The organism is Rhizobium sp. AC27/96 (assembly GCF_001692325.1).
Lineage (GTDB): Bacteria > Pseudomonadota > Alphaproteobacteria > Rhizobiales > Rhizobiaceae > Rhizobium.
The window spans coordinates 658410-675726 of the sequence record NZ_LXKN01000001.1; the positions used below are offsets into that span (position 1 = coordinate 658410).

The 17317-nt window shown below is 59.6% G+C and carries 14 protein-coding genes; 6 read left to right on the forward strand and 8 right to left on the reverse strand.

What is annotated here, in order from left to right:
- Positions 1–35: 35 nt before the first annotated feature.
- Together A6U86_RS03230 and A6U86_RS03235 are read left to right on the forward strand one after the other, a co-directional pair.
- Positions 36–434 (forward strand): NADH:ubiquinone oxidoreductase subunit NDUFA12, encoded by a 399-nt coding sequence (locus A6U86_RS03230; protein WP_068386003.1) that lies wholly within the window; start codon positions 36–38, stop codon positions 432–434.
- A 104-nt stretch (positions 435–538) separates the two neighbouring features.
- A complete protein-coding gene (locus A6U86_RS03235) occupies positions 539–979 on the forward strand; it encodes a DUF2155 domain-containing protein (RefSeq protein ID WP_068387775.1) in 441 nt (146 codons plus the stop codon).
- Between the two features lie 67 nt (positions 980–1046).
- Here the strand turns inward: A6U86_RS03235 and A6U86_RS03240 are convergent, their stop codons facing one another.
- From A6U86_RS03240 to A6U86_RS03270, 7 genes are all read right to left on the reverse strand, one after another.
- Positions 1047–1598 (reverse strand): DUF1062 domain-containing protein, encoded by a 552-nt coding sequence (locus A6U86_RS03240; RefSeq protein ID WP_244509822.1) that lies wholly within the window; start codon positions 1596–1598, stop codon positions 1047–1049.
- A 419-nt stretch (positions 1599–2017) separates the two neighbouring features.
- A complete protein-coding gene (locus A6U86_RS03245; protein ID WP_068386005.1) occupies positions 2018–2977 on the reverse strand; it encodes a DUF2167 domain-containing protein in 960 nt (319 codons plus the stop codon).
- A 70-nt stretch (positions 2978–3047) separates the two neighbouring features.
- The gene (aat, locus tag A6U86_RS03250; protein ID WP_068386008.1) at positions 3048–3671 is read right to left on the reverse strand and encodes a leucyl/phenylalanyl-tRNA--protein transferase; all 624 of its coding nucleotides are present in this window, start codon (positions 3669–3671) and stop codon (positions 3048–3050) included.
- A gap of 3 nt (positions 3672–3674) precedes the next feature.
- The gene (gene accC / locus A6U86_RS03255) at positions 3675–5027 is read right to left on the reverse strand and encodes an acetyl-CoA carboxylase biotin carboxylase subunit (RefSeq protein WP_174071182.1); all 1353 of its coding nucleotides are present in this window, start codon (positions 5025–5027) and stop codon (positions 3675–3677) included.
- A gap of 4 nt (positions 5028–5031) precedes the next feature.
- On the reverse strand, positions 5032–5505 hold the full coding sequence (gene accB / locus A6U86_RS03260; protein WP_068386011.1) for an acetyl-CoA carboxylase biotin carboxyl carrier protein: 474 nt from the start codon (positions 5503–5505) through the stop codon (positions 5032–5034).
- Positions 5506–5529: 24 nt separating this feature from the next.
- Entirely contained in the window at positions 5530–5967 is a 438-nt protein-coding gene (gene aroQ / locus A6U86_RS03265) for a type II 3-dehydroquinate dehydratase (protein WP_068386013.1), read from the reverse strand.
- Positions 5968–6151: 184 nt separating this feature from the next.
- Positions 6152–6919 (reverse strand): DsbA family protein, encoded by a 768-nt coding sequence (locus A6U86_RS03270; protein ID WP_068386014.1) that lies wholly within the window; start codon positions 6917–6919, stop codon positions 6152–6154.
- Between the two features lie 212 nt (positions 6920–7131).
- Here A6U86_RS03270 and A6U86_RS03275 point away from each other — a divergent pair, with 212 nt between their 5' ends.
- Positions 7132–8289, forward strand: coding sequence for a pyridoxal phosphate-dependent aminotransferase (locus A6U86_RS03275; RefSeq protein ID WP_068387779.1), 1158 nt, complete (start codon positions 7132–7134; stop codon positions 8287–8289).
- Between the two features lie 239 nt (positions 8290–8528).
- Here A6U86_RS03275 and A6U86_RS03280 read toward each other — a convergent pair whose 3' ends face one another.
- Positions 8529–11399, reverse strand: a complete 2871-nt coding sequence (locus A6U86_RS03280; protein WP_068386015.1) for a ribonuclease E/G — start codon at positions 11397–11399, stop codon at positions 8529–8531.
- 719 nt (positions 11400–12118) lie between these two features.
- Between A6U86_RS03280 and A6U86_RS03290 the strand changes: the two genes are divergently transcribed.
- The 3 genes from A6U86_RS03290 to prfB all read left to right on the forward strand — a co-directional run bounded on the left by A6U86_RS03290 (position 12119) and on the right by prfB (position 17272).
- Positions 12119–13294, forward strand: a complete 1176-nt coding sequence (locus A6U86_RS03290) for an N-acetylmuramoyl-L-alanine amidase (protein WP_244509839.1) — start codon at positions 12119–12121, stop codon at positions 13292–13294.
- 260 nt (positions 13295–13554) lie between these two features.
- On the forward strand, positions 13555–16014 hold the full coding sequence (locus tag A6U86_RS03295; RefSeq protein WP_068386018.1) for a penicillin-binding protein 1A: 2460 nt from the start codon (positions 13555–13557) through the stop codon (positions 16012–16014).
- 126 nt (positions 16015–16140) lie between these two features.
- Positions 16141–17272 (forward strand): peptide chain release factor 2 gene (gene prfB, locus A6U86_RS03300; protein WP_141683616.1). Its coding sequence is split into 2 segments (ribosomal slippage): positions 16141–16209 and positions 16211–17272, totalling 1131 coding nucleotides; the frame shifts between segments, so codons are not numbered across the junction.
- Positions 17273–17317: the final 45 nt, after the last annotated feature.

A 17317-nucleotide genomic window follows, 5' to 3' on the forward strand; every position in this document is an offset into this window, starting at 1 on the left:
ATCGCTCGCCCCTCAGCGGGTATCGAGGAAAAGACATGTGGAATTTCATCGTACAAACCTTCACCTGGTGGAATGGTCAGACAATGGGTACGCGGTTCGCGACCTGGCGTTTCGGCAAGCGCGTTGGCGAGGATGAATTCGGCAATGTCTATTACGAAGGCGGCATGTCCTCCTATGGTCTCCAGAAGCGTTGGGTAATCTACAAGGGTTATGCGGAAGCTTCGGCGATTCCTCCGGGCTGGCACGGCTGGATGCATCACCGCACCGACGTTCCTCCGACCAAGGAAAACTACGTCGCCAAGGAATGGCAGAAAGAGCACCGCGCCAACCAGACCGGCACTCCGCAAGCCTATCGTCCGCCGGGTTCGCTGGCTGTTGCCGGCGAGCGTCCGCGCGTGACGGGCGATTACGACGCCTGGACCCCGGGCAACTGAGCATAGCGAGCCGGCTCGTCCTTTGGCCACAATTGGCCGTTAGGCGCGAGAGATGCCGGCTCTTGCTCGGCGCTTTGACCGAGACCAAGCGGAGAGTGGCGGATATGACGTTTTTCACGCGGAGCGCTTCTTTGCGTGCAATAGCGGGAGCAGGCCTTGCTCTCCTGGCCGGCATCCTGTCCGCTCCATCAGCCGAAGCGGCACGCATTGCCAATCCCGTCGCCGTTTTCTCCGGCCTCGACAAGATCACCGGTCGCATCACCACCTTTGACGTCTATATCAACGAAACAGTGCAGTTCGGCGCATTGCAGGTGACGCCGCGTGCCTGCTATTCGCGCGATGATACGGAACAGCAGAAGGTGGATGGTTTCGTCGAGGTTGATGAGATCACGCTTGATCGCCGTATCCGCCGCATCTTCACCGGCTGGATGTTTGCCGACAGCCCAGGCCTCAATGCTGTGGAGCATCCGATCTACGACGTGTGGCTGAAAGAGTGCAAACAGAAGTCCGACGTCCCGGCGCCGGATACTGCCGGCGCAAAATAATCAACCTGCCGAGAATTCATGGCTAAGATGGCTAGCCCGCGGGAGCATGGCTCCCGCGGGCATTTTATCATTCAGCCTGCGGATTTGTGGCCGCTTCGGCGATAGCGTCACGATCCCCGTCATCGGATAGATCGATGACAATGCGCATTCCGGCCTTGATGCTATGGCGCAGGGCGTCGTCGCGGCCCGAATGCACTTTCAGTTTGCCTTCGTCATGCAGGGTCTGAAGCCTCCTTCTCGAGATAGCGAGTTCGGATGCAAGCAATCGGTCGAGGCGAAGGCTTGAGGCGCACTCCGCCGCAAGCTCGATCTCAAGCATGGTCCAGCCGCTTCGGCGCTGGATCACCTCTTTCCGAACAACGGCATCCGCCGACCAGTCGATGCGCTGTGCGTTTCGCTTCAGTCCATCGACATCGAATTCCTGGAGCCGCACCCAGTCCGGATCGCTGTCCTGCAGGGCGGCCAGTGTCGATTGACTTAGGTCACGCACGTTCCGCCGCTCGAAGAGCGTTCGGTTCCAGGTCTTGTCGCAATCGGTGCATTTGTAGATGAGCCAGGCATCAAGCTTTCTGCCATTGGCATTGAGCCGGACCTTGCCGCTTGATCTGAAGGGTTTCAAACATCCGCAACCGCTGCAGGCGATCCATGGTTGGGGCGCGGTCTGGGGAGAAATGGTCCATCGGACCCGAAGAATATTGCATATACCGTCTTGGTCTTCCGTCAGGAAGTTCACCAAGCTGGCGGCAGGACAAGCCCTTTACGGGCACGGTGTGGCGATGTTGCGGGACGGCTGAAGAGCTGAGACAGCAATGGCTGCGCTAGGCGCGTTTTGACAATGCCAAACCGGTCTCAGGCCACCACCCGATGAACATGATCGCGCATAGGCAGCGCTGGGCTACCCATGCACAGGGTGAAACTGGATGAGACCGGTATTTACGACGGCAAAGCGGAACCTCTACGCACCAACGCTCTTCGCGTTGAGCGATAGCAAATAACAACCGTAGTTTGAAGCCCCGAAAGCTTCAGGCGGGGATTGTTTCAGGCGTCGGTGTTTCTCTTGCGACGAAACATGCCGAGAACCTTGCGGCCAGCGGCAACCACACCCGCCAAGACGACGATCAGTCCCTTCTTGAGCGCGAGAAGGGCGACGCCAAAACTCTTGAAGAAGCCCAGAACGATGGCAAGGAAGCCAAGCTTCGCCGCAATCTTCACGCCGGCGCCTGCTGCAATCATCCCCGCCATGCTGTAGGCGGCGATCTTGTCGCCATTGACGAAATCGGCATAGCGCTTGCCGCTGTCATACTGCACGGTGTTGATGACGCTCGGAATGGCGGTGTTGATTTCCTGCAGCTGATCGAGCCCGGCAACGAAATCGAGTTCCGTCACGCCCTCGCGCCCGAGAACGCGGACGGAGTAGTTGAGCGTATGCTCCCCGTTCTGATCCTTGCCGAAGATCAGATCGCGCGCCCAGTGCAGGGCGTGCGTTGCCTTGTCGTAATGCGGCGGCTCCGCCCAGCCGACAAGCGTGATCGGGTCATAGCCCTGCTGCTCGCGTTCCGGGTTTGCCTCCTTGATGGCATCCTGGATCTGCTTCAGCACCTCGTTATAATCAGTCGAGGCGGCATCGTCGTCGGAGACGTAACCACTCTTATCATAGTCGATGACCGCACCCCATGAATGCGGATCGGTCGGCGGATATTTGGCTGGAAAGATCATGCCGAGCGTGGTGCCGGCGGCACTCTCCGGATTGCCCCAGAGCTGCACCAGTACCTTCTTCGTATCGACGGGATTGAGATAGTAGAACTGATCCGAAATGTTCAGCGTCGCATCTGCGGCTGAGAGCTTGATCGCGCCCTGCTGAAAGTTCAGCTGTTTCAGCACTGTGGCTGCAGGCCCTGTCGGAGGCTCGGCACCGAACATGTCGTGGAAGGATTTGGCATCGGCCTGCGTTGCGGCTGCCAAAGCGGCGAGAACGGCGATTGCAAGATAATTTTTCAATGTACTACCCCCGGCTGTCGAAACCAACTTAGGGCATTCTTGATTAGAATCAATTCATTGACGGAAAAATTCAGTCGTTTGCAAAGCTTAAGTTGGGCGATTCCATCGCCTTCTCGAGCATCTTTGAGTAGTCGTCCTTCGGCACATCGATCGCGCCGAATGTCTTCAAATGCTCGGTGGTGAACTGGGTGTCGAGCAGGGTGAAGCCGCGTTGCCGCAAGCGCTCGACCAGATAGACAAGGCAGATCTTGGAAGCGTCCGTGCGGCGGGAGAACATGCTCTCGCCGAAGAACGCCGAGCCGAGCGAGACACCGTAAAGGCCGCCGACCAGCTTGTCGCCCTCCCAGGCCTCGACAGAATGCGCATGGCCGATGTGGTGCAGCGTCATATAGAGGGAACGGATCGTCTGGTTGATCCAGGTGCTGGGCCGGCCGCTGGTCTGCTCGGCACAGGCTAGGATGACGCCGCCGAAGTCCGTGTTGAAGCGGATGTCGAAAGGCTGCTGGCGGATCGTCTTGGCAAGGCTTTTGGAGACATGAAAGCCATCGAGCGGCAAGACGCCGCGAACTTCCGGCTCGACCCAGAATATCTCCGGGTCATCAGCCGATTCCGCCATGGGGAAGAGCCCGATGGAGTAGGCGCGCAGCAAAATCTCCGGGGTAACGCCGGGATGTCTGCTGCGCGTACCAGGCACGGCCTAGGCCGATGTCTTGGCTAGGTAGTCTTCCAGCCAGTGGATATCATAGTCGCCATTGGCGATATCCTGGTTGGAAACCAGATCCTGGAACAGCGGCAGGGTGGTCTTGATGCCGTCGACGACGAATTCGTCGAGCGCGCGGCGCAGGCGCATCATGCATTCGACGCGGGTGCGGCCATGCACGATCAGCTTGCCGATCAGGCTGTCGTAGTAGGGCGGGATCTTGTAGCCCTGATAGGCGCCCGAATCGATACGCACGCCAAGCCCACCCGGCGCATGGAAATGCGTGATGGTGCCGGGGGAGGGAACGAAGGTACGGGCGTCTTCCGCATTGATGCGGCATTCGATGGCGTGGCCATGGAAATGCACTTCATCCTGCGTCACCGAAAGGCCGCCGCCGGAGGCGACGCGGATCTGTTCGTGCACGAGATCAATGCCGGTGATGGCTTCCGTAACCGGATGCTCGACCTGCAGGCGGGTGTTCATTTCGATGAAATAGAACTCGCCGTTCTCGTAGAGGAACTCGATCGTGCCGGCGCCGCGATACTTCAGCTTCTTCATGGCGTCGGCGCAGATCTGGCCGATCTTCATGCGCTGTTCGACGTTGAGCGCTGGAGAGTTGGCTTCTTCCCAGACCTTCTGGTGACGGCGCTGCAGCGAGCAGTCGCGTTCGCCCAGATGGACGGCATTTCCTTCGCCATCGCCGAACACCTGAACCTCGATGTGGCGCGGCTTGCCGAGGTATTTTTCCATGTAGACGGAATCATTGCCGAAGGCGGCGCCGGCTTCGGTGCGTGCCGTCGACCATGCTTCGACCAGGTCCGCTTCCGTGCGCGCCACCTTCATGCCGCGGCCGCCGCCGCCAGCCGTCGCCTTGATGAGCACGGGATAGCCGATCTCGCGCGCCGTCTTCAGCGCGTCGGCCTCGGTCTTCACTTCGCCGTCTGAACCGGGAACGACCGGGATGCCGAGCTGCAATGCAGTGGTCTTGGCCGTGATCTTGTCGCCCATGATGCGGATATGATCCGCCGTGGGGCCGATGAAGGTGATGCCATGCGCATCGAGAATATCGGCGAACTTGGCATTTTCCGAAAGGAAACCATAGCCGGGATGCACGGCATCGGCGCCTGTGATCTCACAGGCGGCAACGATCTGGTGGATGTTGAGATAGCTTTCGCGCGACGGCGGCGGGCCGATGCAAACGCTCTCATCCGCAAGCCGTACATGCATCGCATCGGCATCGGCGGTGGAATGCACCGCGACGCTGGCAATGCCGAGTTCCTTGCAGGCGCGCAGCACCCGCAGGGCGATCTCTCCGCGATTGGCTATGAGAATCTTCGAAATCATTGGCATGGGCTTACTCGATGACAACAAGAGGTTCGCCGTATTCGACCGGGCGTCCGTCCTGAACGACGATCTCGGTCACCGTGCCGGACTTGGGCGCAGGGATCTGGTTCATCGTCTTCATGGCTTCGATGATCAGCAACGTCTGGCCTTCCTTGACCACGGAGCCGACCTGGATGAAGGCGGCCGAGCCCGGTGCCGGCGCCAGATAGGCGGTGCCGACCATGGGTGCGCTGACGAGGTTGTCAGGATTGCGCGTCTTGCCTGCAGGTGCGGCTGCGGCAGCCGGTGCGGTAGCGGCGGCAGGAGCGGCAAACGCTGCGGGAGCCCCGACGGGCGCCTGAACATATTGCACGTTGCCGGCGCGGGACACGCGGATGCGCAGATCTTCCTGCTCGACTTCGATCTCGGTGAGATCCGTGTCGTTGAGAATATTGGCGAGATCGCGGATCAGCGCCTGGTCGATACCCGATTTCTTTTCAGCCATTGGATTTCTTGCCCTGTATTTTTGTTATTGGGTGATGGATTTCAGCGCATGAAGCGCCAGGATGTAACTATAAGGTCCGAAACCGCAGATCATGCCCTTGGCAGCGGGCGCGATCATCGATTTGTGCCGGAATTCTTCGCGGGCGTGGATATTGGAGATATGAACCTCCACCACGGGAACCGAAATGGCGCGGATTGCATCATGCAGCGCGATCGACGTGTGACCGTAGGCGCCGGGATTGATCGCAACGCCGGCGGCAGTATCTCCTGCCTCATGCATCCAGTCGACCAGCGCGCCTTCGTGATTGCTCTGGCGAAAATCGATGGTGAAGCCCAGGCTTTCGCCGGCGGATTTACAGTCTGCCTCGATATCCTTCAGCGTCTTGCCGCCATAGATGCCCGGCTCGCGCTTGCCGAGAGCGTTCAAATTGGGTCCGTTGAGGACAAAAATAGTTTGCGCCATCAGTGGTTCCGTCTAAGTGCAGCGCAACCTATAGACTCCCAAGGCCTTATAGGAAAGCCCCGCAGCGAAGGTTGCGCGTCTCTAGATGTGGAAACGCCGCGATTTTGGCGATTTTGGGCCCCATCGAAATCGGTGCGGTTTCGATGGGGCCTCAAAAGGACTACACGACGCGGGGATAGGGTTCTCAGCAGCTGGTCTTGCCGCAGCTGCGGACGTTGGCAATCTTCTGCTGGATGGCTTCGAGCCCGATGGCGCCCGAAATCGTTTCATTGCCAATGACATAGGCCGGCGTACCCGTGACGTTCAGATCGGTCGCGAGCTGATAGGTCGCCTTGATCATGTCGTTGTTTGGGCTCTTGGCCATTTCCGCGCGGATGGCCGCTTCGGTGACGCCGAGGGAGGTGGCAACCTCGATGGCGCTGTCTTCAGTCGCACGACCATCGCTTCCGAGCAGCGTATGGTGGAACTGGGCATATTTTTCGGGTGCGAGCTTGCGGAAGGCATCTGAAACCCGCGATGCGGCGACCGAATCTGCCCCGAGGATCGGGAATTCCTTCAGGACGAAACGCACGTCCTTGTCCTGCTTCAGCAAGGTGTCCATATCCCCCAGCGCATGCCGGCAATAGGTGCAGTTGTAATCGAAGAACTCGACCACGGTGATACTGCCCTTCGGATTGCCGATCGCGATGTCATTTTTGGAGTTGAAAATGGCGTCCTTGTTCTGGGCAATCAGCTGGGCCGACTGAGTGAGGCGGGCCTCGTCCTGCTTCTTCTCAAGTGCCGCCTGCGCATCCAGCAGGACTTCCGGATGTTCGACGAGGTATTCCTTGATGAACTCCCCGATTTCCTTCTTCTGCTGATCGTCCAGTGCGGCAGCGGGCTGGATTGCGGCGAAGGATGCTGTAAGGGCAATCGCCGAAACCGTCAGCAGGCTTTTGAAAGAAAAGGTCATTGGGTCCTCGTTTGGATCTATGCGGAGACTTCATTTTCAGATGCGGCATAGCACCGTCGGGTTAACATCCGCAAATATGCATGGGCAATTTACGGCGCATGCTTATTTCCAGAAACAGGAATTTTCGCGGCAAAGCCGCAATCGCAGGATTGTGAACGGCCGGATATTGCGGCAAATGTCGCATGGCAATCCGATCCGAGAGAGAATTGATCTTGTTTTCCCTATCCAAGCGTAGCGACGTCGAACCTTTCCATGCCATGGATGTGCTGGCCGAGGCGACGCTACGGCGTCAGGCCGGGCATCCCGTCATCTCCATGGCTGTCGGCCAGCCGTCTCACCCGACGCCCCAGGCGGCGCTTGAAGCGGCGCGCGCAGCGCTTGGTCACGGCCGCATCGGCTATACGGATTCGCTCGGCACGCTGGCACTGAGGCAGGCGCTCTCCGCGCACTACAAGACGCGTCACGGCTTGTCGATCGACCCCAAGCGCATCGCCATCACCACGGGCTCGTCGGCGGGCTTCAATCTGGCCTTCCTCACCCTGTTCGATGCCGGCGATTGCGTTGCCATCGCCCGTCCGGGATATCCCGCCTATCGCAATATCCTAGCCGCATTGGGGCTCGATGTTGTGGAAGTGCCGGTGAGCGAGGAAACGCAATTCACGCTGACGCCGGAAAGCCTTGAGGCTGCGCAGATCGCCAGCGGCAAGCGGCTGAAGGGCGTGTTGCTTGCCAGCCCCGCCAATCCTACGGGGACGGTGACGGGCAGGGCGGCGCTGAAGGCACTCGCCGATTATTGTGCGGATCGTTCCATCGCCTTCATCTCCGACGAGATCTATCACGGGCTCACTTTTGTCGGCGACGAGACAAGCGCTCTGGAACTGACCGACGAAGCAATCATCATCAACTCCTTTTCGAAATATTACTGCATGACCGGCTGGCGCATCGGCTGGATGGTGTTGCCGGAGCGACTCGTGCGCCCCATCGAACGTGTCGCCCAAAGCCTCTACATCTCTGCGCCGGAACTTTCCCAGATCGCCGCCGAAGCAGCCCTTGGCGCGGGGGAGGAGCTGGACACCTATCGCGAAAGCTATGGCCGCAACCGCGATTTCCTGATGCGCCGCCTGCCGGAGATCGGCTTTCGAATTGCCTCGCCAATGGATGGCGCTTTCTACGCCTATGTCGATGTCAGCCGATTCACCAATGACAGCATGGCCTTCGCCCGCAAGATGCTGGCGGAAATCAATGTTGCCGCCACGCCAGGCCTCGATTTCGACCCGCTCGAAGGGCATCGCGCCATACGCTTCTCCTACGCCGGCTCGAATGCCGAGATCGAGGAAGCGACCGAACGCATGGCGGCGTGGCTGAAATAGAATCCGCGATCAACGACTTATCACGGGTTTTGAAGATCCGCTTGTAAGGACTTGAATCAAACTGTGAGGCAACGGGCTTGCCTCTTTGGGCTAAACGCCGCCGCCACTCTTCAGAGTGGGTGTGGCGAGCATTGTGGCCGAGTTTGGAAGATCAGCGTCGCTCTTATTGTTTTTCAAAACAAAAAACCGGCCGTGTCGCCACGGCCGGTTTTCTATTTATTCTCTCCAAACAGCAGTGTTCAGAAGAAGCCGCGGCGCTGCCACCAGCCGGCCTTTTTCGGCTTGGTCGGATCGCTGTCGCCATCGCCGCCCTCATTGGTGCGGGTGGATTTGACCACCGGCTCGGAGGAGGAAACGTTGGACTCGCGGTTGGCGCGTGCCGGCTTGGCCTGTTCCTCGACAGCGGCCGGTTCCGCGGCGCTATCAAGGGCTTCGGTGATCTCGGCAACCGTCTCGGTTTCGACGTCGGCCGCAGGAGCTTCCTCCACGATCGGCGTCTCGACAGGCGAGGCCTCGACGGCTTTGGGCTTGCGGCGGCTGCGGCCCTTGGCAGGCTTCACATCCTCGGTAACGGTGGCTGCCGTCTCGACGGCTGCCATGGCCGGCTGAGCTTCGACGGCAGCTTCGGCTTCGGAGACGGCAATTTCAGCGACCGTTACAGTCGTTTCGCTCTCATTGTCACCCTGGGCTTCAATCGCTTCGGCCGAGTCGGACTCGCCGTTTGCAGCCTGTTCGCCACCTTCGTTTTCACGGTTGCGGCGGCCGCCGCGCTTGCCGCGACGACGGCGCTTGCGCTTCTGCTGTGCATCGTCATCATCGGAGGATGCGGCGGCGTCAGCATTGACGTCATCTTCGTCCTCGTCGCCTTCTTCTCCGTCCTCGGCGGCATCGCTCACTGAGGTATCGTCGGAGCCAGAGGCAGTCTGGGCGTCGTTTCCACGTCCGCGACGACGACGGCGACGCTTGCGCTTGCGGCCGTTTTCATTGTTTTCGGAGCGGGCAGCCGGCTGCTGTTCGGTGGCTGCAGCCTTTTCTTCCAGCTCTTCGTCTTCTTCCTCGTCGGCCTCGATAACGATATCGTCGTCATCGTCCTCGGGGATTGCGGCGAAGTTGAACAGGCTTTCGATCTTGACCGGATTGGCTACCGGCTCGCCGCGATCGATCGCGAAGTGCTGGGTACCAACGGAATTGTCGGCACCGATGATGATGGCGACGCCGAAGCGGGTTTCGTAATCGACGATCGTCTGGCGCTTGTGGTTCAGCAGGTACAGCGCAATGTCGGGCGTCGTGCGCACGGTGATGTCGTGCGTCGTGTTCTTGAGGAGATATTCCTCGATGCCGCGCAGGACATGCAGCGCTACGGACGACTGCGAGCGCACATGGCCGGTTCCACCGCAATGCGAGCAGATCTGCGTGGTGCTTTCGAGAACCGATGCGCGGATGCGCTGGCGCGACATTTCCAGCAGGCCGAAATGCGAGATGCGGCCGACCTGGATGCGGGCGCGATCGTTCTTAAGGCATTCCTTCAGCTTCTTCTCGACGGCGCGGTTGTTGCGCTTTTCTTCCATGTCGATGAAGTCGATGACGATCAGGCCGGCAAGGTCGCGCAGTCGAAGCTGGCGGGCCACTTCATCGGCGGCTTCGAGGTTCGTCTGGAGCGCGGTATCCTCGATCGAATGTTCGCGGGTCGAGCGGCCGGAGTTGACGTCGATCGAAACCAGCGCTTCCGTCTGGTTCATGATGAGGTAACCGCCGGATTTCAGCGTCACCTGCGGCTGCAGCATGCGGTCGAGCTGCGCTTCGATGCCGGAGCGCGAGAAGATCGGATGGATATCGCGATAGGGCTGAACCACCTTGGCGTGGCTCGGCATCAGCATCTTCATGAAGTCTTTCGCTTCACGATAGCCTTCCTCGCCGGACACGATGACTTCACCGATATCCTTGTTGTAGAGGTCGCGGATCGAGCGCTTGATCAGGCTGCCTTCTTCATAGACGAGGCAGGGAGCGGTCGACGCCAGTGTCAGCGTGCGGACGTTTTCCCACAGGCGCATCAGATATTCGAAGTCGCGCTTGACCTCGACCTTGGTGCGGTTGGCACCGGCGGTGCGCAGGATTACGCCCATGCCCTGCGGCACTTCGAGCAGCTTGGCGATTTCCTTCAGGCGCTTGCGGTCCTGCGGATTGGTGATCTTGCGGGAAATGCCGCCGCCGCGCGCCGTGTTCGGCATCAGAACCGAGTAGCGGCCTGCGAGCGAGAGATAGGTTGTCAGCGCCGCACCCTTGTTGCCGCGCTCTTCCTTGGCCACCTGCACCAGCAGGATCTGCCGGCGCTTGATGACTTCCTGAATGCGGTACTGCTTGCGTGGCTTGCGCTGCACGCGGTCCGGAACCTCTTCCATCGCGTCTTCGGCGCCGACGGACTCAATCACTTCCTCTTCATGGTCGTGATCATCATCGTCGTCGTCATCGTGGCGGCGCTTGGAAAGATCGACGCCTTCCGAGATCGAATCGGTTTCAACCATCGCGGCCATTTCGCCGGACGGGCCTTCTTCGTCTTCGCTTGGTGCGTCGACCTTGGCCTCGGCAACGGGCGCTTCGTCGGCGGCGACTGCCTTTTTGCGACTGCGGCGTGGCTTGGCGGCCTTCTTGGCCGGAGCTTCAGCGGCCGGTGCGGCTGCCTCGACGGCAGGGGCCTCTTCAGCGGCGTCCGCCGGTGCTGCAGCCTCTTCGCGCTCCTTGGCGATGATGCCGATATCGGGCTGTTCTTGCTGCGAGAGATCGAGCGCGGTTTCCACATGCTCGACATCGTCGTCGCGACGATGTTCCTCGGCTTCCGCCCTCAGAAGCGCCTGCCGGTCGGCGAGGGGGATCTGATAGTAGTCGGGGTGAATTTCGGCAAAGGCCAGGAAGCCGTGCCGGTTGCCGCCGTAATCAACGAAAGCAGCCTGCAGCGAGGGCTCGACCCTGGTTACTTTTGCAAGATAGATGTTGCCGCGTATCTGCTTCTTGTGCTGGGACTCGAAGTCAAATTCTTCTATGCGGTTCCCGCGAACGACAACGACGCGCGTCTCTTCCTCGTGAGACGCATCGATAAGCATTTTGTCTGCCATGAAAGCTGTGCTCCTCGGCGCCGGCAACCGGAAGGGAGCCTGCCTGTCACATGGACAAACGGGATATGTTCCAACTTTGCTGCACCGGATAATGAAAGTCGCGATTGGTTATTCGGCGGTGACAGCATCCAGACGGCAGCCGGGGCGTTACTTCCCTGGGGTCTGTTGACTTTGTGAAAAAGCTGCTGCGGTAACATCCGTAACCAAGCGAGATCGACTATGCCTTAGACCCACAAGCGGGGTCCGATGAATGTGCTCTCTAAAGAGCGTTTGGTGGCTCTCCACCGATGAATTTCCCGTCTGAAACCGGAAATCCAGATATCCACTATTTCGAATAGAAGCACTGCAGACGTCGGATGAATGCCGCTTATGGCGCCTGGTACTCGAGGCGGCTGCCGTTGCGACGACTCTATCCCGTCAACACTTCTACCCTAATGTGCGTTGTATGTTTTATCTGTCACAATAGCAAGGGAAAAGCCAAGTATGCCATAATATTGATGGATTCGTCGGATGATGAGAGCACGAGAGAGTGTCTGCTGATTCTCTTCGAGGCACATCGTCAGATGGCATCCATCACGTAACCTGGTTCCCGTCATTGGGGCTTCAAAAACAACGTCGGAACCGATATGGGGCGCGTTGGATACTTGTCAAAGGGATTGCGGCATGTGGCGGAGATCGGTGTGAAGGCTTTGCGACTTGCGGCGGCGGCCTTCGGCTTGATGGCGCTGGCGGTGTTTGCGCCACTCGCGCCTTCCATGGCTGCCGACGGCTCTCTACTCGCCTATGGCGCCCGCATAGCAGGTGACGATGCCCGCACGCGCATCGTCATAGACACGGATCGCGCGCCGACCTTCACCGTGCATTATCTCGACAATCCGGTCCGCATCGTGGTCGACCTGCCGGCAACGGCTTTCGGCTTTCCGGCCGCTGATCTCAAGCCGACCGGTCTCTTCAAGGATATTCGCTACGGTACGATGGACGCCGATAGCGCCCGCATCGTGCTGACGGCGAAGAAGCCCGTGAAGCTGGTCATGGCCAAGGCGCAGGCTGACGAGAACGGCAAGGGACATCGCCTTGTGCTCGATGCCGAAATGCTGCCGGCAGACCAATTCACTGAACTGGTCAAGCAACAGAGCTGGACGAGCGACGATACCGCACGGGATGTCGGTGCGGTCGAGCCGACGCAGAAAGCCGATCCGAACACCTTTCTCGTGGCTGTCGATGCCGGCCATGGCGGTATCGACGCCGGCGCGACCGGCACGGATGGCGTGACGCAGGAAAAAGACATTACATTGGCATTCGCCAAGATGTTTGCCGACAAGCTGAATGCTCAACCGGGCATCAAGGCTTTCCTGACGCGCGACAAAGACCAGTATCTGTCACTTTCGGAGCGGGTGACGATCGCCCGGCAGAACAGAGCCTCACTTTTTATTTCCTTGCATGCCGATACGCTCAAGCAGAAGGATATTCGCGGCGCGACGGTCTATACGATCTCGGACAAGGCGTCGGACAGGCTTGCCGGCGAAGTGGCCGATCGCGAAAACAATTCCGATCAGATCGCGGGCACCGAGACCAAGACGCAGCCGGCTGCCGTTACCGACATTCTGATGGATCTTACCCGTCGCGAGACGCAGGCCTTCTCCATTTCCTTGGCCCAGGATGTCTTGTCGTCGTTTACCGGCCAGATCTCCATGATCAACAATCCGCATCGCCACGCGGGCTTTCAGGTCCTGACGGCACCGGATGTACCTTCCATTCTGCTTGAACTGGGCTTCCTCTCCAACAAGGAAGATGAAAAACTCCTGCTCAATGAGGATTGGCGGCAGAAAGTCGCCGACCGGCTGACGGAAGCTGTCAAGCAGTATCGCGTATCGATCATCGCAAATGGCGGTTAAGGGGCTTCAAGCCAAGCGTCAGCCGTGGCTTCCATGTAACAGCGGTGAACTTTAGAATTGGATGAAATTGGGAATAGAGGAGGCAAGCCCTATTTTGCTCACATTCCCGCCTTTACAGCAAAGTATCATTCACGAGCGGATGGTGCACGGCTTTGTCTAGTTGCCGTCTTGCATTAACGCCGTGAGCGTGCAAAACGCCCGTGGTTATGCGATGATATCGCAGTCGTGCCGCATGAAGAACAAGCACCGGTAGTATCATAATGATCAGACTGATTGGATATTTCTTTGGGCTAGGCTGCCTCCTGTTTCTGGGCGCGGCGGCTGCGGCGGCGATCTATTTGAGCGTCGTCTCCAAGGAACTTCCCGACTACGAGGTGCTTGCGAAATACGCGCCGCCCGTGACGACTCGCATTCACGCCGGCAACGGCGCGCTGATGAAGGAATATTCTCGGGAAAACCGGCTTTTCGTACCGATCCAGGCCATTCCTGATCGCGTCAAGGCTGCGTTCCTCTCGGCCGAAGACAAGAATTTCTACAACCATCCGGGCGTCGATGTCGGCGGTCTGATGCGCGCCGTGGCCGTGAACCTGCAGAACATCGGTTCGGGCCGGCGCTTCGTCGGTGCATCCACCATCACGCAGCAGGTCGCCAAGAACTTCCTGCTATCGGCCGACCAGACGTTCGACCGCAAGATCAAGGAAGCGATTCTCTCCTTCCGCATCGAGCAGGCCTATAGCAAGGACAAGATCCTCGAGCTTTATCTCAACGAGATCTATTTCGGACTGAATTCCTACGGCATTGCCGGCGCGTCGCTCACCTATTTCGGCAAGTCCGTCAATGAGCTCAGCATTGCCGAATCGGCCTATCTTGCATCGCTCCCGAAGGGGCCCGCCAACTACAATCCGTTCCGCCGTCCCGAGGCTGCGCTCACCCGCCGCAATTGGGTGATCGACCGCATGGTCGAGAATGGCTATGTCAGCCAGAGCGACGGCGAGGAAGCCAAGAAGCAGCCGCTCGGCGTCGTGCCGCCGAAGAGCGGCCCATCGCTGTTTGCCTCGGATTATTTCGCCGAGGAAGTCCGCCGCCAGCTGATCGATCAGTATGGCGAGAAGACCCTTTACGAAGGTGGCCTCTCGGTTCGCACCTCGCTCGATCCGCAGATGCAGCTGGAAGCGCGCAAGGCCTTGCAGGATGGTCTCGTCGATTATGACGAGCGCCGCGGCTATCGTGGCCCCGTAAAGCAGATCACGACCTCCCAGGATTGGGGTGCCGAGCTTGCCAAGGTGCCAAGCTTGAGCGACGTGCCGGAATGGCAGGTCGCCGTGGTGCTGTCCGTATCCGATCAGGCTGTCGACATTGGCCTGCAGCCGAGCGTCGATGCCGGCGGCAAGGTTTCGACCGACCGCAAGCGCGGCACGATTGCCGCAGCCGACATGCGCTGGGCCTTCCGTTCGGCCGGCGGTAAGGCAGTGAAATCACCGACCGGCGTGCTGAGCCCGGGCGATGTCATCTTCGCGCAGAAGACCGGTAGCGCCGATTCCAGCAGCTATCGCCTGCGCCAGCCGCCGAAAGTGCAGGGCGGCCTGGTGGTCATGGACCCGCATACCGGGCGCGTGCTCGCCATGGTCGGCGGCTTCTCCTATGCGCAATCCGAGTTCAATCGCGCGACCCAGGCAAAGCGCCAGCCGGGCTCGTCCTTCAAGCCCTTCGTCTACGCTGCCGCGATGGACAACGGCTATACGCCGGCCTCAGTCATTCTGGACGATCCCTTGCAGATCACGCTGAGCAATGGCGATGTCTGGAAGCCGACGAACTACGAAGGCGAGGGCGGTGGTGTGCATACGCTGCGCTTCGCCATCGAACATTCGCGCAACCTGATGACGGTTCGCCTCGCAGCCGACATGGGCATGCCCCTGGTCGCCGAATATGCCGAGCGCTTCGGGATCTACGACCGCATGAACCCGGTTCTCGCCATGTCGCTCGGTGCCGGCGAAACGACGGTGCTGCGCATGGTTTCGGCCTATTCGGTCATCGCCAATGGCGGCAAGCAGATCAAGCCGACGCTGATCGACCGCATTCAGGACCGCTACGGCAAGACCATCTTCAAGCATGAGGAGCGCGTCTGCGACAGCTGCAATGTCAGCGCCTGGCAGAACCAGGATGAACCCGTGATCGCGGATAATCGCGAGCAAGTGCTCGATCCGATGACGGCCTATCAGGTCACCTCGATGATGCAGGGCGTCGTCATCCGCGGTACGGCGGCCGGCAAGATCAAGCTCAACACCGATGTCGCCGGCAAGACCGGCACGACCAACGATGAAAAGGATTCCTGGTTCGTTGGCTTCACGCCGAGCCTCGTCGCCGGGCTGTATGTCGGTTACGACACTCCCGCCACGCTCGGCAGGGGTGGCACCGGCAGCGGGCTCGCCGCGCCGATCTTCAATGAATTCATGCAGGCTGCCACGAAGGACGAAGCGCCGGAAAAATTCCAGGTGCCGCCGGGAATGACGATGATGGCAGTCAACCGCGCCACGGGCATGGCGGCGGAACCGGGCGATCCGAGCGCCATTATGGAAGCCTTCAAGCCCGGCACCGGTCCGGCCACCACCTTGACGGTCATCGGCGGCGGAGAGGCAGCGCAGGTCGCTCCAGAAGAAATTCTGCGGACGTCGCCGCAGGCAAACCAGGCCGTTACCTCGGGAGCCGGCGGCCTCTTCTGAGGCCATCCTATTTGTCGGATCGCCATGCCGCGGGGCTTTACACCAGCGGCATGTATATCTATGTCACCAGCACTCTTTGAATTGGATAGCCGCCTGTCGTGAGCGGTGAAATGAAGAAGCAGGATCATGAGAGCCGAAATCGAGAAAATTGTCGACGAAACCAAGCAGGCTATCACCCTGCTGAGGAGGCATCTTTGACTGGGATCAGGCGGTAAGGCGACTGGACTGGTTGAATAACAAGTCAGAGGATCCGACCCTCTGGAACGACGCTGCCGAAGCACAGAAACTGATGCGCGAGCGCCAGCAGCTTGATGATGGCATCAGCGGCGTACGTGCCCTCGAGCAGCAGCTTACAGATAATGTCGAGCTGATCGAACTTGGTGAGGAAGAGGGCGATGCCGATGTCGTCCGCGACGCCGAAGAGGCTCTCAAGGGTCTGAAGACGGAAGCTGCGCGCAGGCAGGTCGAGGCGATGCTCTCGGGCGAGGCCGATTCCAATGACACCTATGTCGAAGTCCATTCGGGCGCAGGCGGTACCGAGAGCCAGGACTGGGCGAACATGCTGTTGCGCATGTACACCCGCTGGGCCGAACGTCAGCGCTTCAAGGTGGAACTGCTCGAAGTTCATGACGGGGAAGAAGCCGGCATCAAGTCGGCAACGCTTCTGGTCAAGGGCCACAATGCCTATGGCTGGATGAAGACCGAATCGGGCGTGCACCGCCTCGTTCGCATCTCTCCCTATGACAGCAATGCGCGTCGTCACACGTCCTTCTCGTCGATCTGGGTCTACCCGGTCGTCGACGACTCGATCCAGATCGATATCAACGAAGGCGATTGCCGCATCGACACCTATCGCTCGTCGGGCGCCGGTGGACAGCACGTCAATACCACCGACTCGGCAGTGCGCATCACACATATCCCGACCGGTATCGTCGTGCAGTGCCAGCAGGAGCGCTCTCAGCACAAGAACCGGGCCAAGGCCTGGGACATGCTGCGCGCCCGCATGTACGAAGCAGAGTTGAAGAAGCGGGAAGAGGCTGCCAATGCCGAGGCCGCGTCAAAGACGGATATCGGCTGGGGTCACCAGATCCGCTCCTACGTCCTCCAGCCTTATCAGCTGGTCAAGGACCTGCGAACCGGCGTTGCCAGCACCGCGCCGAGCGATGTGCTGGACGGCGATCTCAACGAATTCATGGAAGCCGCCCTTGCGCATCGCATCAGCGGCGCGGCGGATGCCGTTGTCGACGACGTCGATTGAGTTCAGATAGATCCGAACAAGCAAAAGCCCCGGTAACGGGGCTTT

Coding starts and splice junctions, on each gene's coding strand:
- A6U86_RS03295 (WP_068386018.1), top strand. CDS start 13,555: ATGATCAGACTGATTGGATATTTCTTTGGGCTAGGCTGCCTCCTGTTT.
- A6U86_RS03230 (WP_068386003.1), top strand. CDS start 36: ATGTGGAATTTCATCGTACAAACCTTCACCTGGTGGAATGGTCAGACA.
- accB (WP_068386011.1), bottom strand. CDS start 5,505: ATGGCTGAAAAGAAATCGGGTATCGACCAGGCGCTGATCCGCGATCTC.
- A6U86_RS03280 (WP_068386015.1), bottom strand. CDS start 11,399: ATGGCAGACAAAATGCTTATCGATGCGTCTCACGAGGAAGAGACGCGC.
- aroQ (WP_068386013.1), bottom strand. CDS start 5,967: ATGGCGCAAACTATTTTTGTCCTCAACGGACCCAATTTGAACGCTCTC.
- A6U86_RS03270 (WP_068386014.1), bottom strand. CDS start 6,919: ATGACCTTTTCTTTCAAAAGCCTGCTGACGGTTTCGGCGATTGCCCTT.
- accC (WP_174071182.1), bottom strand. CDS start 5,027: ATGCCAATGATTTCGAAGATTCTCATAGCCAATCGCGGAGAGATCGCC.
- A6U86_RS03290 (WP_244509839.1), top strand. CDS start 12,119: ATGGCGCTGGCGGTGTTTGCGCCACTCGCGCCTTCCATGGCTGCCGAC.
- A6U86_RS03235 (WP_068387775.1), top strand. CDS start 539: ATGACGTTTTTCACGCGGAGCGCTTCTTTGCGTGCAATAGCGGGAGCA.